The following is a 20,571-nucleotide window of genomic DNA, read 5'->3' on the forward strand; positions in this document are numbered from 1 at the left end:
CTGTCGAAAACAAACCATCAGGAAACCTGTACGTTTTCGCCGTCGTGTGGCACCCTCCGGGCAAGGAAGCACCTCTCTTTCGGAACACCGGAGGCCACCGTTGTCCACCCCTGTCCGACTCGACGCCGCCACCACCGGGCCCGCGGCGCACCACCGGCTGAGCCGGGGGACACTCGCCGCGGCGGCGCTCGCGGTCTGCGTGGCGCAGGTCGCGCTCGCGATACCCGCCGTGCTCAATGGACTGTTCCAGCAGGATCTCGGGACCAGTTCCGCCCAGTTGACCTGGATCTCCGACGCCTTCCTGGTGCCGGTGACCCTGCTCGAGCTCACGTTCGGCGTGCTCGGCGACCTGTTCGGGCGCAAGCGGCTGCTCATCATCGGGTCGCTGCTGCTCGTCGTCGGGCAGACGATCAGCGTGCTCACCCCCGGAGCGGGCTCCTCGACAGGCACCCGGGTGCTCGTGCTGTGGAGCGGGCAGATCATCTCCGGCGTCGGGGCCGCGGCGATCTTCCCGACGACGCTCGCCATGGTCGCGGCCGGAACGCATACCGTGCGCGACCGCTCCCGGGCCATCTCGATCTGGGCCGCGGCCCTGGCCTCCGGCGCGTTCATCTCGCCGGTGGTCGGCGGCTGGCTCGCGCGCTACGGCTTCGGTTCCGATCCGTACGCCACCTGGCGCTGGGCCTTCGTCGCGGTGCTCGGGCTCGCCGCGATCAGCACGGTCGTGTCGATCGTCTGGGCGCGCGACTCCTCCGCGCCGGAGGGCCGCTCGCTCGACTGGCCCGGGCAGATCACGATCGCGATCTCGCTGTTCGCCCTGCTCTACGCGGTGATCCAGGGCCCGACGAGCGGCTGGGGGAGCGGCGCGGTGGTCGCGGGGTTCGTACTCGCGGTCGTCTTCCTCGCGCTGTTCATCCTCGTCGAGCGGCGTTCGGCCGCCCCGCTGCTGCGCCTCGACCTGTTCGCGAACCGGGCGTTCGCGGTCGCCGCGATAGCGACCGTGGTCGGCATGTTCGCCTATCTCGGCACCGGCTACGCGACCAGCATCCGGCTCTCCGCGATCCAGAACTTCACACCGCTCAAGACCTCGATCGCGTTCGTGATGCTCAACGCGATGGCGCTCGTCCTCACCCCGGTGGTATCGCGGGTGCTCGAGCGCTACAATCCGAAGTGGACGCTCGGGGTCGGCTTCACGCTGATCGGCGCGGGAGACCTCTGGCTCGCCGGTCTGTCCGCGTCGAACCTCTCGGTCGCGCCCGTCATCGCCCCGCTGCTGGTCGTCGGCGTCGGCTTCGCTTTCGCGCTCTCCGCGGTCACCGCCGTGGCCGTGAACACCGTGCCGAACCACTTCGCGGGCATGGCCAGCGGAACGACGAGCCTGCTGCGCGACTTCGGGTTCACGCTCGGGCCGGCGGTGATCGGCGCAGTAGCACTGAGCCGGGCGGCTGCCGAGATCTCGTCGAAGGTCGCTTCGAATCAGGCGCTGGCGAGTGCTCTCTCGAAGTTCAACGCCTCGGCGGCCTCCGCCTCAGCCGGCCAGAGGCAGTCGCTCGAGGCCGCGATCGGCGCGGTCGACTCGGGGCCGCTGGGTGCGAACGCCGTACCCGGGACCGTCACCCTGGCCAACGGGCAGACAGTGCCCTTCAATCCGCTCAAGGACGTCGCGTTCAACGCCCTCGACCACGCCTACTCGCTCGGCTACGTCGTCTGCGGCGTTGCCGCGCTGGCCGCGGCGCTGCTGGCGGCGTTCGGGCTGCGCGGCCGCGCGGATGAGTCGCTGATCAGCGAGGAATCGCTGGCGGAGGAGTAGGAGCGGTAAGAGTGGCAGCGCCGAGAGGAGGAGCGAACGGCGGTTCCTTGACGTCCACGCCGCTTCGCTCCTCCTCCATGAGTGCACTGATGAAGGAGAGCACACGGGTCACGGCGTCCGGGATCGTCACGCCCGCGTCGTGGATGTTCGAGATCAGATTCCGTTCAGCGTCGGTGTGACCTGTGCGCGGGCGGTACGCGAAGTAGGCGGAGAGGGATTCGGCCGTTGCCAGGCCTGGGCGCTCGCCGATCAGGAGCACGACGACCTTCGGGGCGAGCAGGTCACCGATGTCGTTCACGATCCCGACCCGGCAGTGCCGTACGAGGACCGGCGCGCCGATACTCCAGCCGTGCCGTTCGCAGCCTTCGAACAATGCCGGCAGCAGCTTCGGAACCTGAGATCGTACGGCAGCTGACGACAGGCCGTCGCCGATCACGAACTGGACGTCGGCGCCGTGCGGACATTCCGCCGCGAGCGCGTCGCGTGCTGCGTCCGAGAGGCGTCGGCCGAGGTCAGGGCGGCGAAGGTATTGCTGTAGCGACTCGGCACGAGACTGGGCAACGACGACTCCGCCGACGCCGACGACCCCACCAAGGCCGAGGTCGAAGTCCGCGGGCAACGGGGCGTGCACGGCGTCGCGTGCTGCGGCGTGGTCGGCGCGCAGGGCGAGGAGCGCGTGCGTGGGGTACGAGGTTCCGGCGCGCCCCAGGTAGAGGCGTGCGGGGGTCAGGTCGCGTACCCAAGCTGCGGGGGTTGCAGACGGCGTAGAAGACGGCGTAGCGGACGTGGTCATGCGGCCGCCCGGGCGAGGAGTTCGCGGACGGGACGCCCGGACACGGCGGCGGTCACGTCCAATTCGGCGAGCGAGGTCGGCCACGCGGGCCGCGGCGCCGGGGCGCCATCGCGCCACAGTCCGTTCGCCTCCAGCCATGCCTCGAACGCCGGGGCCGGGCGCAGGCCGAGCGTCCGGCGCACGGTCGCGACGTCGTGATAGCTCGTGGTCTGATAGTTCAGCATCACGTCGTCGCCACCGGGAACGCCCATCACGTAGCCGCAACCGGCCGCGGCGAGCAGCACGAGCAGCGCGTCGTTGCTGTTCTGGTCGGCGTTCACATGGTTCGTATAACAGACATCGATTCCCGTCGGCACGCCCATGAGCTTGCCGACGAAGTGGTCCTCGAGCCCGGCCCGGGTGATCTGCGTCGCGTCGGCGAGATATTCGGGGCCGATGAAACCCACGACCGAGTTCACCAGGAACGGATCGAACAGGCGGGCCACGGCCTGCGCACGGGCCTCGATCGTGAGCTGATCGACGCCGTGATGCGCCTCGGCGGACAACGCGCTGCCCTGACCGGTCTCGAAGTACATCACCTGGTCGCCGACGAATTCGCCGGGGCGGGAGGCGTGCTGGGCCACGACGGCCGCGCGTCCTTCGGCGAGCAGGGCGAGGTCCACGCCGAAGGAGCGGTTCGCGCCCTCGGTCCCGGCGACCGACTGGAAGAGCAGGTCCACCGGGGCGCCGGTCTCCAGCGCCGCGAGCTGCGTGGTGATGTGTGCCAGCACACTGGTTTGCGTAGGCACGCCGAGCGCGCCGATCAGGTCGTGCAGCCCGTGCAGGATCGCGGCGACCGTGCCGACGGCTTCGGTCGCCGGGTTCACGCCGATCATCGCGTCTCCGCAGCCGAAGCCGAGACCGTCGAGCGCGGAGAGCAGAATTCCGCTCACGTCGTCCGTCGGATGGTTCGGCTGGGCCCGCACGCCGAGCACTCCCTCGCCGCCCATCACGTTGCGGCAGCGGGTCTCGACGCGCAGCGGCTTCGGCGCCGCGACGAGGTCCAGGTTGCTCATCAGCTTCGCGCAGGCCGCCGCGATCTCCGGAGTGATCGCGGCGGCAAGGCCGGACGACCAGCGTGCGGCGAAGCCCTGATCGAGGACGAATTCGCGGAACTCACCGACGGTCAGCGCCGCGATCTCGGCGAAGGCCGCCGGGTCCGCCGGTCGGGAGACGGCGGCGGTCACCTCGTCGTCGATCAGCGGTTCGGCGACGATCTCGGACAGCCGCACGTCGGCCAGCGCGATCTTCGCCGCGACCCGCTCCCGCTCGTCCCGGGCCGCGATCCCGGCCAGCTGATCGCCCGACTTCTCCTCGTTCGCGGCGGCGAGCAGTTCCCGCAGCGAGGCGAAGCCGAATCCCTCGCCGCGGATCACGGCCCGGTACGTCATCTACTTCTCCGCCGCGTCCGCGAGAACCGTCGCGCCGATCTTCTGGTAGTGCTCCGGGCTGACCGCGCGCAGGACCAGGCCCACCACGACCCCGAGCACACCGACGCCGATCACCACGTACGGCGTGATCTGGTACACAGGGCTGGTCGCGGCGGCACCGGCGGCGAAACTCAGGTGGCTGAACAGCAGGTAGACCACGTACACCATGCCGAGCGCGCCGAGCGCCGGGGCCAGCAGCGTGCGCCACCAGCTGCGCGTCGCCAGCACCGGCGAATCAGCGGGGTGCTTCGTCACGTGGAAATACCAGATCACTGAGATGGAACAGATCGCCTGCACGATCAGGATCGCCATCGTGCCCATGATCGCCAGCAGTCCGAACTCGAAGTAGTACGCGACGTCCGGCGCGGCCTTGGTCGGCGCCTGGAACCAGAAGAACCCGAGTGTGATCGCGAGCGTCACGATCGACTGCACGACCGAGGCGATGTGCGGGGACTTGTGCGTCGGGTGAGTACGGCCCAGGTGGCGAACGGCCGGGTGCAGCTCGTCGCGGCCGAACGCGTAGAGGTAGCGCGAGGCGGAGTTGTGGAAGGCGAGCGCACATGCGAACGAGCCGGTCACGGTCAGCACCATGTAGACGTCCTTGGCCCACACGCCGATGAACTTCTGCGTGATGCCGAAGAACAGATCGAAGGCGTTGCCGGTCGAGCCGTTCGAGACCGCGATCGCCTGCGAAGGACCGTTGCCCGAGATCGTCATCCACGCGATGAACGTGTAGAACAGGCCGAGGCCGATCACGACGATCAGGGTGGCCCGCGGGATGATCTTGGTCGGATTGCGCGACTCCTCGCCGTAGACCGCGGTGGTCTCGAAGCCGACCCAGGACCAGAAGGCGAAGAACAGCCCGATCGCCGCGCTGCCCCCGGCGACGGCCTTGAACGCGTTGCCCGGGTTCAGCGACTGAGCCTGCAGACCGGCCGGACCGCCGCCGTGGAAGAGCACGGCCAGGCCGAGCGCGGCGAGGATGATCACCTCGGCGACCAGGAACACGCCGAGCACCTTGCCGGAGATGGAGATGTCGAAGTAGCCGAGCATCGCGATCACGGCGATGCCGACCAGCGCGTACCCGATCCAGCTGATCTTCGGCCCGCCGAAGGTCTCGACGTCGGTCTTGAAGAAGGACGCGAAGATGCCGATGAGCGAGCCCTCGAACACCATGTACGCCAGGGTGGCCATCAGCCCCGCGCCGAGGCCGGCCGCGCGGCCCAGGCCGCGGGTGATGAAGCCGTAGAACGCGCCGGTCGCGGTCACATGCCGGGCCATCGCTCCGTAGCCGATGGTGAATACGGCCAGCACGGCGGTGGCGAACAGGAATGTGCCCGGGGTGCCCGCGCCGTTGCCCGAGCCGACCGCGATCGGCAGGTTTCCCGTCATCGCGGTGATCGGGGCCGCGGTCGCCAGCACCATGAAGATGACGCCGATCATGCCGACGGCGTTCTTCTTCAGACTGCCATGGGTCACGGCGGGGGCGGCGGGCTCCACGCTCGTGTCGAGTGTGCTCACGGATCACGCCTTTCCAGCGTCGGAGGGGTATTCGCCCAGGGTGGCTCCTTGATCGGCGAGAACAGCGACGTGGTTGTTAAATTCAGATCAGCCGATTCGCACCAGAGCAGCGGAGGATGCACGACGATGGAGTCGACGACCGAGAAGTACCGTGCCGCGCGTGACCTGCTGCAGGACTCGTCCCGCGACTACGCCGGGGCGGTGGCGAGCTTCGCGTGGCCGGATTTCGAGGAGCGGTTCAACTGGGCCGTCGACTGGTTCGACGCGATCGCCCGCGGGGTCGAGCGGACGGCGCTGTGGATCGTCGAGCAGGACGGCAGCGAGGCGCGCTACTCCTTCGACGAGATGGCCCGCCGCTCCGATCAGGTCGCCGCGCATCTGGCCGGGCACGGCGTACGGCGGGGCGATCGCGTGCTGTTGATGCTGAACAACCAGGTCGAGCTGTGGGAGTCGATGCTCGCGGCGATGAAGCTCGGCGCGGTCATCCTGCCGACGACCACCGCCTTCGGGCCGGCGGACCTGGCCGACCGGGTCGCGCGCGGCGGCGTGCGGCACGTGCTGGTGAACGCGGCGGACGCGGCCAAATTCGACGACGTGCCCGGCGAATACGAGCGGTTCGCCGTTGGACGCACCGCGGACGAGACTCCCGACGGCTGGATCGCATACCGCGACGCGTACGCGCTCGACGTGCCGCCGACGCCGCACCCCGGCACGGCCCCGTCCGACCCGCAGCTGCTGTATTTCACCTCGGGCACGACCAACCGGCCGAAGCTGGTCGAGCACACTCAGGTCTCGTATCCGGTCGGGCACCTGGCCACGTCGTTCTGGGTCGCCGCGAAGCCCGGCGACGTGCACCTGAACATCTCCTCGCCGGGCTGGGCGAAGCACGCGTGGAGCTGCTTCTTCGCGCCGTGGATCGCCGAGGCGACGATCTTCGTCTACAACTACGCGCGCTTCGACGCGGCCGCGCTGCTGCACCAGGTCCGGCGCGCCGGGGTGAACACGTTCTGCGCGCCGCCGACCGTGTGGCGGATGCTGATCAAGGCCGATCTGACCGGCGGGCCTGGCGCGCTGCGCGAGCTGATGTCGGCCGGCGAGCCGCTGAACCCCGAGGTCATGGACCAGGTGCGGCAGGCCTGGGGTCTGATGATCCGGGACGGCTACGGGCAGACCGAGCTGCCGCTCGCGGTCGGCAACGTGCCGGGCATGCCGGTCAAACCGGGTTCGATGGGCCTGCCGCTGCCCGGTGTGCCGATCGTGCTGGTGGATCCGGTCTCCGGTCGGCCCGCGGATGAAGGCGAGATCTGCGTCGACCTGTCGAAGCGGCCCATGAGCCTGATGACGGGTTATCAGGGCGACCCGGAGCGCAACGCTGAGGCGATGGCAAATGGCTACTATCACACCGGCGACGTCGCATCCCGGGACGCCGACGGGTACATCTTCTACATCGGGCGCACGGACGACGTGTTCAAGGCCTCGGACTACAAGATCTCGCCGTTCGAGCTCGAGAGCGTGCTGATCGAGCATCCGGCCGTCGCCGAGGCGGCGGTCGTTCCGGCCGCGGACGAGCTGCGGCTGGCGGTCCCGAAGGCCTACGTGGCGCTGGCCGCCGGGTACGAACCGTCGCCGGAGACCGCGCACGACATCCTGAAGTACGCGCGGGAGCACCTGGCGCCGTACCAGCGCGTGCGGCGGATCGAGTTCTTCGAGCTGCCGAAGACCATCTCGGGCAAGATCCGGCGCGTCGACCTGCGCGGACGCGAGGAGCGCGCGGCGCTGGGGGAGACGGAGCTGACCGAGTGGCGCGACGAGCAGTTCCCCGAGCTGCGCGGCTAGGCCCGGCCGATTTTCCAGCGGCTGGACGCGGCCGAGGCTCCGGCTGAGGGCGCGCCCGACGCCGCGGCTTTGTGCGCTTCGAGCGATCTTGGCGTCGTTCATCGCTCGTCCGGGTGACAATGCAGTGGTGAGAGCACTGTCACCGGCCGAGGCCGGCAAGCGTCGCGGGCTGCGCAGGATGAAGGCGGTGGCCAGCGCCGCCCTGGTCGTCGCCACCCTCGTCTACGTGCTGGCCCGCTGGCAGAGCGGGCGCGGCGCGGGCTGGGCCGGGTACGTCGAGGCGGCCGCCGAGGCCGCGATGATCGGCGCGCTCGCGGACTGGTTCGCGGTCACCGCGCTGTTCCGGCGTCCGCTCGGCCTGCCGATCCCGCACACCGCGATCATCCCGAATCGCAAGGAGGCGCTCGGCCGCTCGCTCGGCGAGTTCGTCGGCGAGAACTTCCTCTCCGAATCGGTGGTCCGGACCCGGCTGCGCGCGGTCGGCCTCTCCACCCGCCTCGGCGCCTGGCTCTCCGACCCCGCGCACGCCGACCGCCTGGCGCACGAGGCCGGCGGCATGATCCGCGGCGCGCTGTCGGTGCTCGACGACGACAAGGTGCGCCAGGTGCTGACCGAGGCGCTCACCCGCCGCCTCGAAGCCATGCCCGCCGGCCCGCCCGCCGGACGCCTGCTGGCCCGCTACGTCGAGGCCGACGCGCATCGCCCGGTCGTGAACCTGCTCGCCCAGCGTGGCGTGGACTGGCTGGTGGACCACCCCGAGGCGATCGAGCAGGCCGTCGAGAGCGAGGCGCCCGGCTGGACACCCCGGTTCCTCGACGAACGGCTGGCCCGCCGCGTGCACCGGGAGCTGCTGCGGGTGGCCCGGGCCGTGCGCGACGAGCCGAACCACGCCGCCCGCCGCGCGGTCGACGCGTACCTGGCCAAGCTGGCCGACGACCTGTGTAAGGACCCTGAGGTGATGGCCAGCGCCGACCGGTTCAAGAACGAGCTGCTCACGCACCCGGCGACGGAGGAGGCGGCCGTCGCGGCGTGGGCGGCGCTGCGCAGGATGATCCTCGAAGGGTTCACCGCCGAGGACGGCGACCTGCGCGGCCGGCTCAGCGAGGCCGTGCGCTCCCTGGGCCAGCGCCTGAACGAGGACGCCCGGCTGCGCGAGAAGGCCGACGGCTGGGTCGAGGGCGCCGCCGTCTACGTCGTCTCCACGTACCGAAGCGAGATCACGGCCCTGATCACCGACACCGTCAACGCCTGGGACGGCGAGGAGACCTCCCGCAAGATCGAGATCCAGATCGGCCGCGACCTGCAGTTCATCCGCATCAACGGCACGGTCGTCGGCGCGCTGGCCGGGCTGCTGATCTATACCCTGACCAGGCTGTCAGACCTCGCACACTAGTGATCACGCTCCGCCCAGGGCCGCCTCGACGACGGTGAACGACCGCGCGGGAAGGGTGAACGTGAGCGTGGATCCCTTCGCCGGCGCCTGTTCGCCGTGCAGCCGGGCCGGCTCGACGTCGGGAAGTTCGCGGGCTGATGAGGCGTCCGCCTGCGTGACGACGGTGACATCCGCATCCGCCGCGAACGTGCGATCGCGCAGCACGACCTGGATCTCCCGCGCCTCGTTCGGATCCCGGTTGACCAAGGTCAACGCGATCCGGTCGCCGTTCGCGGAGACCGTCGCCGCGGCGTCCACGAGGCTGAACGGCCCGAGATCCTCGACGCGGTGCCCCCAGCGGCTCTTCGGCGCGCCCGGCTCCAGCGGACTGACGGTCGGACCGTCCACGTGCACGTCCACGGCGTAGTCCAGGGCCGCCTGCGCGTGCAGCAGCACCGGATAGTAGATCGGCTGCACGGCCACCTCGTCCGGCGTCGTGACGATCGGCGCGATCGCGTTGACCATCTGCGCGAGATTCGCCATCGCGACCCAGTCGCAGTTCCGCACGAAGATGTTCAGATACGTGCCCACGGCCAGCGCGTCCGAGAAGTCGTAGCGCTCCTCGAGGGCCCCGTCCTCGGTGCGGAACCAGACGTTCCACTCGTCATACGCGATGCGCGGGATCCGCTCCAGCCTCCGCGCATACGCCGCGCGCTCGATCAGGCCACTGGCGCAGCGGATCGCACGCTCGGCCTGATGCGGCTGGAGAACGTTCGTCCAATAGTCGTCGGAGCCCGTGTAGATGTGCAGCGAGTGCAGGTCCACGTGCTCCGCGAGACCGTCGATGACGACCCGGTCCCAGTCGTCCCAGCCGCTCATGCCGCAGCTCACGAGCTTGACGTCCGGATCGAGCATGCGGATCGCGCGGGCCCAGCGGGTGGCCTCGGCGACGTACTCCTCGGGCGAGAGGGCGCCGACCTGCCAGTCCCCGTACATCTCGTTGCCGAGCCCCCAGTACGTGACGCCGTACGGTTCCGGATGCCCGTTGGCCGCACGCTGCTTGACCCAGTGCGTGCGCCGCTCCTCGTTGCAGTACTCGACCCAGGCGAGCGCCTCCTCGAGCGTGCCGGTGCCCATGTTCAGGCAGATGTACGGATCCGTGCCGGCCGCGGCGCAGTAGCGCAGGAACTCGTCGGTGCCGAACCGGTTCGTGTCCACACCGCCCCACGCCAGCTCCGGGCGAGTCGGCCGAGCGTCCTTGGGCCCGATGCCGTCCGTCCAGTGGTAGTTGCTCGCGAAGTTGCCGCCCGGCCAGCGCAGCACGCCCATCCGCAGGCCGCGCAGCAGGTCGAGCACGTCGGTGCGAAAGCCCTCGTCGTCCGCCAGCGGCGAGCCCTCGTCGTACAGGCCGCCGTAGACGCAGCGCCCGAGGTGCTCGACGAAGCCGCCGAACACGTTCCGGTCAAGCCGGCCGACGCGCCGCGCCGGATCCACCGCGATGCGGGTCACTCCTGGACCTCCGTACGTCGGCGAGGGCGCCCTCGTGATCGAGAGCGCCCTCCCTAACCTAGAACGACTCAGAACGCTCCGGTGCCGTTCGGCGTGCCGAGTCCGGTGGGACCGTCGTAGCCGGTCTCGGCGGTGCACAGGTACGCGGGGGAGCAGGTGCTGGTCGAGCCGGAGGTCACGTCGTTGAGGGCGGACCTGTGGCTGTACGGGTACGAGCCGTTGCCGATCCCGGACGTGTTGCCGGCCAGGGCGTAGACGGAGGCGATGATCGGGGACGCGGCGCTGGTGCCGCCGACCTGGACCCAGCCGTCGGCGCCGGTGGCGAGGCCGAGGGAGATGAGCAGGTCGCACCACGAGCTGCTGCCGCAACTGTTGGCGGTGTCGTAGACGGCGACGCCGGTGGCCGGGTCGGCGACCGCGGAGACGTCGGCGACGATGCGCTTGCCGCAGCCCGCGGGCAGGCTGAGGTTCGTCTGCCAGGACGGCTGCGACTCGTAGGCGGAGCAGCCGGAGCCGGTGCCCTCGGTCGACGAGGTGGACCACACCGACTCGGTCCAGCCACGCGAGTTCGAGGCCTTGCTCAGACTGGTGCCGCCGACCGCGGTGACGTACGGCGAGGCGGCGGGCCAGATGACGCCGTAGCCGCTGTCGCCGGAGCTCGCCGTGATCGCGATCCCGGTGTGGTGGAACGCCGCGTCGTCGGTGGTCTCGCTGGAAGACTCGGTGCCGCCCCAGCTGTTCGAGATCGCGACCACGCCGCTGCCGGCCGCGGCCGTGTTCTCGGCCGTGTCGAGGTCGGCCTCGGTCGCGGAACTGGCCTCGACCAGCAGGATGTGGCAGCCGGGGCAGATGGCCGAGACCATGTCGAGGTCCAGGGACTCCTCCTCGGACCAGCCGTAGTCCGTCGAGGGCAGCGAGCCGGTGCCCGTCTCGCTCTCCTGCTTGAAGCAGCCGCTCGCGGCGGTGCACGCCGGCAGGCCGTACGCGCTCCGGTAAGTGGCCAGGTCAGCCGCGGCGTTCGGGTCGTTGAACGCGTCGACGACGGCGACGGTCTCGCTCGAGCTGCCGGTCGCGGTCAGGTTGTACGCGGACCGCAGCTGGGAGGGGATGTAGCCGACTGTGGTGGAGCTGCCGGTCGTCTCGGACCGGGCGTTCGCCGACGCGCGGCTGCTGTGCTTCGTCGTGTAGCCGAGGCAGTGCATCACGCCGGGCGAGGTGGAGACGTTGCAGCCGAAGGGCGTCGGCCCGGTGGAGCCGGTGGCCGCCTCGGCGGGCGCGGCCAGACCGACTCCCAGCCCGAGCAGCGCGAGGGAGAGCGCTGCGACGCCGGCGATCAGACGGCGCGACACGGAGCGCGAGGTGGATCGTGGCATGGCTCGCGACGTGGATCGCGAGGCGGGTATCGCCTTCTGACGGATCGTCAATCGTGTGGGCAGCATTCATTCTCCGTTGCGGATCCGGGCGTCAGAGCACTGCGACGGCGGGCTCGGACGCGGGGGTGGGTGGGTGGCGGGTCGCGGCGGCGTGCGAGCCCTGATTCGCGACGCCGATCCGTTGGCAGCGTCGATCCACTCGCCTGCCACGTCAAGCCCCCGTTTCACAACGGTTCACTCGGCGGACAAATCGCCCGCGCGTCGGGCATGACAAGGCTCGGATGCGGAGAGATATTTGACACCGAAGCGTCTTCATCCGCCGACCCCCTGGAGCCCCTGCATGTCCGCGACCTCCGCGCCACCGGGCACCGCCGCGTCGAGCAAGGGGCTGAAGGCGAACGCCCTCGGCCTGACCTCGAGCATCGTCATCGCCACCGCCTCGGTGGCGCCCGCGTACAGCCTGGCCGCCTCGCTCGGCCTGGTCGTCGGGCAGGTCGGGGCGCAGGCGCCGGTCATCATGCTGCTGGCGTTCGTGCCGATGCTCTTCATCGCCTTCGGCTACCAGGGCCTGAACGAGATCGACCCGGACTGCGGCACGACATTCACCTGGGGCGCGCGCGTCTTCGGGCCGAAGACGGGCTGGCTCGGCGGCTGGGCGATCATCGTGGCCGACGTGATCGTGATGGCGAACCTGGCGCAGATCGCCGGGCAGTACGGCTTCCAGCTGGTCGGCGCGTACGGGCTGGCGGCGAGCACCGGCTGGACCGAGGTCGCCGGCGTCGTCTGGATCGCGCTGATGACCCTGATCTGCTATGTCGGCATCGAACTCTCGGCCAGGATCCAGGTCGCGCTCCTGTCGATCGAGCTCGTCATGCTGGCGGTGCTCTCCATCACCGCGCTGACCAAGGTCTACTCCGGGCACGGCGTCTCCGGCTCGATGCACGTCTCGGCATCCTGGTTCAACCCCTTCAACATCAGTTCGTTCTCCGCGCTGACGCTCGGCCTGCTCACCGCGATCTTCATCTACTGGGGCTGGGACACGGCGGTCTCGGTGAACGAGGAGACGAAGGACCGCTCGAAGACCCCGGGTCGCGCAGCCGTCCTGTCCACGGTCCTGCTGCTGGTGACATACGGCCTGGTCACGGTGTCCGCGCAGGCCTTCGCGGGGGTCGGTACCACCGGCTCGGGGCTGGCCAATACCGACAACTCCGGCGACGTGCTGTCCGGCCTCGGCAGCGCGGTCTTCGGCAGCGTCGGCTTCGGCCACTTCCTCAGCAAGCTGCTCGTGCTGATGGTGCTCAGTTCCGCGTCCGCGTCGACGCAGACCACGATCATGCCCACCGCGCGCACGGCGCTGTCCATGGCCGACCACCGCGGCATCCCGTCCGCCTTCGCCCGGATCCACCCGCGCTTCCGCACCCCGACCTGGTCAACCGTCGGCATGGGTCTCGCGTCGATCGCCTTCTACGTGCTGCTGACGAAGATCAGCAGCAACGTGCTGGCCGACTCGATCTCCTCGCTCGGCCTGGCCATCGCGTTCTACTACGGGTTGACCGGCCTGGCGTGCGCCTGGCACTTCGCCCCGAGGGCTTTCCGCGGCGGCGGGCCGCGTACGCTCTGGCTGCGCTTCCTCCTGCCGCTGCTCGGCGCGCTGATCCTGTTCACGTTCTTCGCCTACGGCGCGTACCAGTTCTGGAACCCGAGCTACGGCTTCACGCAGTGGCACATGCCCTTCTCGCCGCACTGGCACATCGGCGGCGTCTTCCTCACCGGAGTCGGCTCGCTCGTCCTGGGCATCCCCTTGATGTATATGTATCGCGCCGTGCGTCCGCAGTATTTCCGCGGCGAGGTCATCCGCCGCGGCGCCTGGCCGCAGCAGACCGAGGCCGCTGAACAGGAGAAATGATCAGCGCGGACTAAGCCGCGCTTAATCCTGATGCCTTGACAGTCGCACTGGTCTAGTCCATTCTCGCCGTGAAGGATCCTTCGCACCTGGCGGCGTCGTGCCGTGTGCTCCTCCGCGCACGGTCGTCGTCGCGTCCCATCCATCCCGAAGGAGCAGATGGAGTGCGCAAAGTCAGTGGTATACATGTGCGCGTACCGAGGGTCGCGATGGCCGCCGCGGCCGCGGCGAGCCTCGTCGCGGGCGGCGTGCTGGTCGCCACGGTCGGCAGCGGAGCGGCGCAGGCCGCCACGACCGCGCTGGGCAGCAACTGGTACGCGTCGGCCCCCTACGACATGCCGCTGGACAACAATCCGCCGGACCTGACCCAGGTCATGGCCGCGACCGGCGAGAAGGCCTACGTGCTGGCGTTCGTGCTGGCTCAGAACAACAGCACCTGCGCCCCCGCGTTCGACGGCGGCTCCTCGGCGGTCTCCTCCGGCGACTCGGTGGCCTCTCAGATCAACGCCCTGCGATCGGCCGGCGGCGACGTCGCCGTCTCCTTCGGCGGCTACGGCGGCACCAAGCTCGGCCAGGTCTGCGGCAGCGCCTCGGCGACGGCGGCCGCGGAGCAGCAGGTCGTCACCGCGTACGGGCTGCACGCGATCGACCTGGACCTGGAAGAGCCCGAATACGAGAACTCGACGGCCATCGCCAACGAACTCGGCGCCGCGCAGATCATCCAGAAGAACAACCCGGGCATCTACATCTCAGTGACGATCCCGGGCACCACCGCCGGCACCGGCTGGTTCGGCACGCAGCTGCTGGACGAGGCCAAGACCCTCGGCTTCACCCCGAACAGCTTCACCATCATGCCCTTCGACGGCGGCTTCAGCGGCGCCTCCTCGCAGATCTCCGCGCTGCAGGCCTTCAACGGCATCCTGACGTCCACGTTCGGCTGGAGCTCGGCCACCGCGTACGCCCACGAGGGCATCTCCTCGATGAACGGACGCACCGACTCGGCGGAGTACTTCTACCAGACCGACTTCCAGTCCGTGCTGAGCTGGGCGGAGAGCAACGGCCTGGGCCGCTACTCGTTCTGGTCGGTGAACCGGGACCGCGAGTGCAACCCGCCGAACAACAACGGAACGCTCTCCGGCAGCTGCTCGAGCGTCACCCAGAACAGCTGGGACTTCACCAAGTACGACGCCGAATTCGCCGGCGCCACCCCGCCGGTGACCACGCCGCCGACCACGTCGAGCCCGTCGGCCTCCCCGACCTCGACGTCGGGCACCGGCAGTAGCGGCGGCGGCACGTGCGCGGCCGCGTGGAGCTCCTCGTCGTCCTACTCGAGCGGCGCCGAGGTCTCGTACAACGGCCACAACTGGACGGCCAACCAGTGGAACTACAACGAGGTTCCGGGCGGCTCGTCGGGCGCCTGGAACGACGACGGCGCCTGCTAGCAGGAGCCTGATACTCCCGCCACAGCCTCCGTGGCCCGGCACCGCTTCCGCCAAAGCGATGCCGGGCCACGGACATGTGCCGGAAGTAGCTGTCGTACGGTGCCTATTCGGCCGGCGCCTTGACCAGTTCCACGGTCCGGATCCGCTCCGTCCGCCGCGGGGAGCCGGGCGCGAGCATCAGCTCGTCGGCACCGGTCTTCTCCGCCAGCTGCTCCAGGAACGTCTGGGCCTGCTCGGGAGTGCCGACGGCGGTATAGCGCATCATGTCCTTGACATGCTCGCCGGAGGGCGTGCCGAGCACCACGTCGATCTCGGCGTCGCTGAGCTCACGCGCGGGGGTGAGGAAGCGGCGGGCGCGCCAGCGGAGGGCGGCCTGCTGCTGGATGCGGGCCTCCTCCTCGTCGTCCGCCGCGATGACGTTGGCGGCGACGATGAGGTACGGCTCCGGGTTCGTCTCGGAGGGGCGGTACTCGGAGCGGTACGTCTGAATGGCCGCGAACAGCGCCGACGGGGCGAAGTGCGAGGCGAAGGCATACGGCAGGCTCAGGGCCGCGGCGAGCTGGGCGCCGAACAGCGACGAGCCGAGGATGTAGAGCGGCACGTTCGAGCCGTCGCCCGGGGTCGCGCGCACGCCGGGGATCCGCGTCTCGCCGGTGAGGTAGCCCTGAAGCTCCAACACGTCCTGCGGGAACGTGTCGGCCGAGGACGGGCTGCGCCGCAGGGCTCGCATCGTGGCCTGGTCGGAGCCGGGCGCGCGGCCGAGACCGAGGTCGATGCGGTTCGGGTGCAGCGCGGCGAGCGTGCCGAACTGCTCGGCGATCACCAGCGGCGCGTGGTTCGGCAGCATCACGCCGCCCGCGCCCAGCCGGATCCGCTCGGTGTTCGCGGCGACGTGCGCGATGACCACGCTGGTCGCGGCGGACGCGATCGCCGACATGTTGTGGTGCTCGGCGTACCACACGCGGTGATAGCCGGAGCTTTCCGCTGCGCGGGCGAGCGGGACTGCGCCGTGCAGCGCATCGGACGGGTGCTCGCCGGGACCCACGGCGGCGACATCGAGCAGGGAATACCTCACGTGCGCAGCAACGCCGAAAGATCAAGGCGTATTCCGGGGGGAGAATGGGCGCGTGACAGCCAAGCCGTCAGCCGCCGTCCGCCGCCCCACCGCCGCCGAGCTCGAGGCCGCGCGGGACCTCGTCATCCCGGACGTCATCGCGCCCGATCTCAGGGTTCTGTTCTGCGGCATCAACCCGGGGCTCTGGTCCGGTGCGGTGGGCAAGCACTTCGCGCGGCCCGGGAACCGCTTCTGGCCCGCGCTGCACGCCTCCGGGTTCACGCCCGAGCTGCTCACGCCGGACCGCCAGGACGAACTGCTCGGGCTCGGCCTCGGCATCAGCAACGTCGTCGATCGCACGACGGCACGGGCCGACGAGCTGTCGCCCGACGAATACCGCGAGGGCGCGCGCGTGCTCACCGAGAAGGCCGCGAACCATCGCCCCGCCTGGATCGCGATCGTCGGCATCACCGCGTACCGCACCGCCTTCGGCCGCCCCGCCGCGAAGATCGGCCCGCAGCACGAGCGCATCGCCGACAGCCGGGTCTGGGTTCTGCCCAACCCCAGCGGCCTGAACGCGCACTGGTCCGCCAAGGCGCTCGCGGAGGAGTTCGCACGCTTCCGCGAAGCCGCCGAGGCGGACCAGCCGGTCAGTGAGTAAGGGATCTACTCCATCGGCTTCGGCTTGAGCAGGCAGAAGACCGCACCCCATGGGTCGGCGACCACGGCGTATCGGCCGTACGGCGCCTCCGCCGGCTCCATCGGGATCGTCCCGCCGAGGCTCTTCGCCTTCGCCACGGTCGCGTCCGGGTCGTCCACCGCGAACCAGGCCATCCAGTGCGCCGGCACGTGCGCCGGGAACTCGTCACCCATGTTCTGCATGCCGCCGATGGTCTTGCCGGACACGTTGACGGCGAAGTAGTCCCCCATGCCCTCCATCGGCTGCACGTCGATGTCGAACGCGGACCGGTAGAAGGCGGAGGCTCCCGGCACGTCGCGGGTGTTGCACTCGCTCCAGATCAGCGAGGCCGGCTCGTTCACCACGACGGCGCCGAAGAAGTCCTTGTTCTGCCAGTACCCGAACACTGCTCCGGTCGGGTCGGCCGCGACGCCCATCCGGCCCGCGTCGCCCACGTCCATCGGCGGGAACAGCAGCGTGCCCCCGGCCTCGCCGATCCGCCGAGCGGACTCGTCGGCGTCGTTGCTCGCCAGGTAGGTGGTCCAGACGTGCGGCGGGGCCGGCATGCCCTCGGACTCCATCGCCGGGCCGATCCCGGCGACCGGCTTGTCCCGGACGGTCATCATCGCGTAGCCGCCGAACTCCTCCGGCCCGCGCTCACCGCCCCAGCCGAACAGCCCCTTGTAGAAATCCATGGCCGCCTTCTGGTCCTGGGCCATCAAGTCCACCCAGCACGGCGTGCCCTGCGCATATGGTCGGTCGACTTCACTCATGTCTTCACACTCCTCCGGGGTCCCGGCCTACGCAACCGTACGGCGACGGTGTGTGTGCGACATTCGGGTGAGCCGCCGGGTGAACATTAGGCTGTACGGCATGATCAGACCCGCGCAGCCCGAGGACGTCGTCGAGATCCACGCCATGGTGCGCGAACTCGCCGAGTACGAGAAGGCCCTGGACGAGGCCAAAGCCACCCCGCGGCAGTTGCACGACGCGCTGTTCGGCGAGAGTCCGAAGGTCTTCGCGCACATCGCCGAGGATGACGCCGGCGACGTCGTCGGCTTCGCCCTCTGGTTCCTCAACTACTCGACCTGGACCGGCGCGCACGGCATCTATCTCGAGGACCTTTATGTACGGCCCTCGGCGCGCGGTTCCGGCCACGGCAAGGCGCTACTCGCCCAGCTCGCCCGCATCTGCGTCGAGCGCGGATACACCCGGCTCGAATGGTCGGTCCTCGACTGGAACGCGCCGGCCATCGCCGTCTACCGCTCGCAGGGCGCCGTGCCGATGGACGAATGGACCGTCAACCGGCTCACCGGCGACGCGCTGCGGGCGATGGCCGGGCGGACGGAGACCGGGGGATAGGCAGGGCGCTGACTAGCCCACGCCCTCGCACGGTGCCTTCTCGGGCTCCAGCACGACGAGTTCCTTCGTGGCGCGGGTCAGCGCGACGTAGAGGTCGTTCAGGCCGCGCGCGCCGTTCGCCGCGATGGCGTCCGGGTCGACGAGGACCACGCTGTCGAACTCCAAGCCCTTCGACTGACGCGCCGTCAGCACGACCGTGCGCTGCTCCAGGTCCGGCTCCTCGCCCGACGCCGCGGCCGGCACCAGGTCGGCCACGGCCTGCGCGAACTCGGCCGCGCGGCGGTCCGGCACGATGACCGCGAGCCTGCCCTCGCCGACCGACGCGTCCTGCTCCCGCGCGACCTCGGCGAGCCGCGCGGCCAGCTCGTCCGCCGGGACGGACTCCTGCCGCGGCTTAATCCCCGACTCGCGCACCGACGTCGGCGGCCGCGTTCCGGGGTTGATGCGCTCCAGTACCTCGGCCGCCAGGTCCATGATCTCGCGCGGCGTACGGTAGTTGACCGTCAGCTCCGCGGCGCGCCAGCGGTCCCCGACGAAGGGTTCGAGCATCCCGCGCCAGGAGTCCGCGCCCGCCGGGTCGCCGGTCTGGGCGACGTCGCCGACCAGGGTCATCGACCGGCTCGGGCAACGGCGCATCAGCAGCCGCCACGCCATCGCGGACAGTTCCTGCGCCTCGTCCACGATGATGTGGCCGAAGGTCCAGGTGCGGTCGGCCGTCGCGCGTTCGGCGATCGTGCGCAGGTCCCGCTCGGCCTGCAGGTCGGCCAGCTCCTCGGCGTTGATGATGTCCGCCGCGCTGATGATCTCCTCGCGCGAGTCCTCCTCGTCCGTCGAGCGCGAACCGACCAGCACGTCCAGCACGCCCTGCGCGTACGCGATCTCCTTGCGCCGCCGCAGCTCCCGCGCCGCGCGCTCCGAGTCGAACGCGCCGAGCACTTCGGCGGCCTCATCCAGCAGCGGCACGTCCGCGATCGTCCATGCGTCCCCGTGCGCCTCGCGCAGCGCGGTGCGTTCCTCCAGCGTGAGCTGCGGGGCCACCTCGTCCAGCAGGTACGGCGAGGTGAACAGCTCGGTCAGCAGCCGTTGCGGGGTCAACTCGGGCCACAACCAGGTGAGCGCCGCCTGCACCGCGGGCTCCTGCTCCAGCGAGCGACGCAGCTCCGCGCGGTCCACGGTCCGGCCCAGGCTCTCGTTGAGGTCCGCGTCCTCGCCTTCTATGACCAGGCCGTTCTCCTGCAGGTCCTGCGAGATCGCCTCGACCACCGCGCGGGTGACGTCGTCGAACGGGTCGCGCGTCAGCCGCTCGGCCGCCTGGTCGACCAGCACGTCCATGATCGAGTCCACGAACACCGGCCGCGCGAGGTTGTGCGGCTCCTCGGTGTCCAGCGCCTTCTCCCGGGCCCGGGCGCACGTGTCCCGGTCCAGCCGGTAGCCGACGCCGTCCACCACCACGTTCAGCGGCTCGTCCTCCTCCGGCAGTTGGCGCAGGGCCCTGATCGCGCTCTCGACCACCTCGGCCATCACCATGCGGCCCTTGATCTCGGCGACGTACGGCGATTCCACGCGCCGGGTGCTGACGCCGGGGAAGAGCTCGCCGACCGTGAGCAGCGCCGCGCTGGTCTCGCCGAGGGCGGGGAGCACGTGCGAGATGTAGCGCAGGAAGGTCGGGTTCGGCCCGACGATGAGCACGCCGCGCCGGGCCAGCCGCTCGCGGTGCGTGTAGAGCAGGTACGCGGCGCGGTGCAGGGCGACCGCGGTCTTGCCGGTGCCGGGTCCGCCCTGGACCACGAGGATGCCGCGCAGCTCGTCGCGGATCACGGCGTCCTGCTCGGACTGGATGGTCTCGACGACGTCGCGCATCCGGCCGGTCCGCGCGGAGGTGAGCGAGGCGAGCAGCGCGGCCTCGCCGACCAGCGGGGACGAGGAATCAGCGGTCGAGGTGTCGTCGAGCACCCCGCGGCCGAGCGCGTCGTCGTCGATGCCGGTCACGGTCCGCAGCCGCGTGTGGATGTGCCGCCGACGCCGAACGCCGAGCGGCACGGCACTGGTCGCGGTGTAGAAGGCGCGGGACGCCGGGGCGCGCCAGTCGATCAGCAGCGGCTCGTAGTCGTCCTCGTCGTCCAGGATCCCGATACGGCCGATGTAGCGGCGGTCGCCGGACTCGAGGTCCAGCCGACCGAAGCAGAGCCCGTCCTCGGCCGCGTCCAGCTGCACGAGCCGGCTGCCGTACTCGCGGGTGGCCACGTCCCGTTCCACCAGGTGCTGGGCGGTCCCCGTGGCCGCCTCGCCGATGCGCGCCAGATCGGCCGTGGCCCGTCCCCGCAGGCCGTCGAGGCGACCGTAGAGCATGCTCACGTACTGCTGCTCGCGGGTGACTTCGTCGGATTCGCTTGACATCCCACTCCCCATGCGCTAGTTTTAGTGCCGAGCCGTTCTGTGGTTCCTTTT

At 70.2% G+C, this 20,571-nt stretch carries 15 protein-coding genes; 7 read left to right on the plus strand and 8 right to left on the minus strand.

Features of this window, described 5'->3' with window-relative positions; all coding sequences use genetic code 11:
- The first annotated feature begins 100 nt into the window (after window positions 1-100).
- Entirely contained in the window at window positions 101-1,810 is a 1,710-nt protein-coding gene (locus VG296_RS11930; RefSeq protein ID WP_325565727.1) for an MFS transporter, read from the plus strand.
- Here VG296_RS11930 and eutC read toward each other — a convergent pair.
- The 3 genes from eutC to VG296_RS11945 are packed head-to-tail and all read right to left on the minus strand — an operon-like array spanning window position 1,782 to window position 5,593.
- Window positions 1,782-2,603, minus strand: a complete 822-nt coding sequence (gene eutC / locus VG296_RS11935) for an ethanolamine ammonia-lyase subunit EutC (protein WP_325565728.1) — start codon at window positions 2,601-2,603, stop codon at window positions 1,782-1,784. The two genes, VG296_RS11930 and eutC, sit on opposite strands and share 29 nt — an antisense overlap.
- On the minus strand, window positions 2,600-4,033 hold the full coding sequence (gene eutB / locus VG296_RS11940; RefSeq protein WP_325565729.1) for an ethanolamine ammonia-lyase subunit EutB: 1,434 nt from the start codon (window positions 4,031-4,033) through the stop codon (window positions 2,600-2,602). Before eutB ends, eutC begins: the two co-directional genes overlap by 4 nt.
- A complete protein-coding gene (locus tag VG296_RS11945; RefSeq protein WP_325565730.1) occupies window positions 4,034-5,593 on the minus strand; it encodes an APC family permease in 1,560 nt (519 codons plus the stop codon).
- A gap of 126 nt (window positions 5,594-5,719) precedes the next feature.
- On the opposite strand from VG296_RS11945, the gene VG296_RS11950 reads away from it, so the two are divergent.
- Together VG296_RS11950 and VG296_RS11955 are read left to right on the plus strand one after the other, a co-directional pair.
- Window positions 5,720-7,429, plus strand: coding sequence for an AMP-binding protein (locus VG296_RS11950; RefSeq protein WP_325565731.1), 1,710 nt, complete (start codon window positions 5,720-5,722; stop codon window positions 7,427-7,429).
- A gap of 127 nt (window positions 7,430-7,556) precedes the next feature.
- Window positions 7,557-8,822, plus strand: a complete 1,266-nt coding sequence (locus VG296_RS11955; RefSeq protein WP_325565732.1) for a DUF445 domain-containing protein — start codon at window positions 7,557-7,559, stop codon at window positions 8,820-8,822.
- 3 nt (window positions 8,823-8,825) lie between these two features.
- On the opposite strand, the gene VG296_RS11960 is transcribed toward VG296_RS11955, so the two are convergent.
- Window positions 8,826-10,310, minus strand: coding sequence for an alpha-N-arabinofuranosidase (locus VG296_RS11960; RefSeq protein ID WP_325565733.1), 1,485 nt, complete (start codon window positions 10,308-10,310; stop codon window positions 8,826-8,828).
- 68 nt (window positions 10,311-10,378) lie between these two features.
- Complete coding sequence (locus VG296_RS11965) at window positions 10,379-11,683, minus strand: S53 family peptidase (protein WP_325565734.1); 1,305 nt, start codon at window positions 11,681-11,683, stop codon at window positions 10,379-10,381.
- A 340-nt stretch (window positions 11,684-12,023) separates the two neighbouring features.
- Between VG296_RS11965 and VG296_RS11970 the strand changes: the two genes are divergently transcribed.
- Both VG296_RS11970 and VG296_RS11975 read left to right on the plus strand, forming a co-directional pair.
- Complete coding sequence (locus VG296_RS11970; protein WP_325565735.1) at window positions 12,024-13,589, plus strand: APC family permease; 1,566 nt, start codon at window positions 12,024-12,026, stop codon at window positions 13,587-13,589.
- 185 nt (window positions 13,590-13,774) lie between these two features.
- A complete protein-coding gene (locus VG296_RS11975) occupies window positions 13,775-15,028 on the plus strand; it encodes a chitinase (RefSeq protein ID WP_325565736.1) in 1,254 nt (417 codons plus the stop codon).
- Window positions 15,029-15,131: 103 nt separating this feature from the next.
- Here VG296_RS11975 and VG296_RS11980 read toward each other — a convergent pair whose 3' ends face one another.
- Window positions 15,132-16,103 (minus strand): LLM class flavin-dependent oxidoreductase, encoded by a 972-nt coding sequence (locus VG296_RS11980; protein WP_325565737.1) that lies wholly within the window; start codon window positions 16,101-16,103, stop codon window positions 15,132-15,134.
- A 52-nt stretch (window positions 16,104-16,155) separates the two neighbouring features.
- On the opposite strand from VG296_RS11980, the gene mug reads away from it, so the two are divergent.
- Window positions 16,156-16,743: a G/U mismatch-specific DNA glycosylase gene (gene mug / locus VG296_RS11985; RefSeq protein ID WP_325565738.1), complete on the plus strand. Its 588-nt coding sequence runs from the start codon at window positions 16,156-16,158 to the stop codon at window positions 16,741-16,743.
- Window positions 16,744-16,748: 5 nt separating this feature from the next.
- On the opposite strand, the gene VG296_RS11990 is transcribed toward mug, so the two are convergent.
- Window positions 16,749-17,534 (minus strand): VOC family protein, encoded by a 786-nt coding sequence (locus VG296_RS11990; RefSeq protein ID WP_325565739.1) that lies wholly within the window; start codon window positions 17,532-17,534, stop codon window positions 16,749-16,751.
- A gap of 100 nt (window positions 17,535-17,634) precedes the next feature.
- Between VG296_RS11990 and VG296_RS11995 the strand changes: the two genes are divergently transcribed.
- Window positions 17,635-18,123 carry a GNAT family N-acetyltransferase gene (locus VG296_RS11995; RefSeq protein WP_325565740.1) on the plus strand — a complete coding sequence of 163 codons (489 nt, stop codon included), beginning with the start codon at window positions 17,635-17,637 and terminating at the stop codon, window positions 18,121-18,123.
- A 12-nt stretch (window positions 18,124-18,135) separates the two neighbouring features.
- Here VG296_RS11995 and VG296_RS12000 read toward each other — a convergent pair whose 3' ends face one another.
- Window positions 18,136-20,520, minus strand: coding sequence for a HelD family protein (locus VG296_RS12000; RefSeq protein WP_325565741.1), 2,385 nt, complete (start codon window positions 20,518-20,520; stop codon window positions 18,136-18,138).
- Between the last annotated feature and the right edge of the window lie 51 nt (window positions 20,521-20,571).

Origin of the sequence: Actinospica sp. (genome assembly GCF_035552695.1) — a bacterium.
Lineage (GTDB): Bacteria > Actinomycetota > Actinomycetes > Streptomycetales > Catenulisporaceae > Actinospica.

Bases quoted from the DNA above. Each gene is read 5' to 3' on its own strand.
- VG296_RS11965 (WP_325565734.1), bottom strand. From the start codon at position 11,683: ATGCCACGATCCACCTCGCGCTCCGTGTCGCGCCGTCTGATCGCCGGC.
- VG296_RS11950 (WP_325565731.1), top strand. From the start codon at position 5,720: ATGGAGTCGACGACCGAGAAGTACCGTGCCGCGCGTGACCTGCTGCAG.
- eutC (WP_325565728.1), bottom strand. From the start codon at position 2,603: ATGACCACGTCCGCTACGCCGTCTTCTACGCCGTCTGCAACCCCCGCA.
- VG296_RS11995 (WP_325565740.1), top strand. From the start codon at position 17,635: ATGATCAGACCCGCGCAGCCCGAGGACGTCGTCGAGATCCACGCCATG.
- VG296_RS12000 (WP_325565741.1), bottom strand. From the start codon at position 20,520: ATGTCAAGCGAATCCGACGAAGTCACCCGCGAGCAGCAGTACGTGAGC.
- VG296_RS11990 (WP_325565739.1), bottom strand. From the start codon at position 17,534: ATGAGTGAAGTCGACCGACCATATGCGCAGGGCACGCCGTGCTGGGTG.
- eutB (WP_325565729.1), bottom strand. From the start codon at position 4,033: ATGACGTACCGGGCCGTGATCCGCGGCGAGGGATTCGGCTTCGCCTCG.
- VG296_RS11970 (WP_325565735.1), top strand. From the start codon at position 12,024: ATGTCCGCGACCTCCGCGCCACCGGGCACCGCCGCGTCGAGCAAGGGG.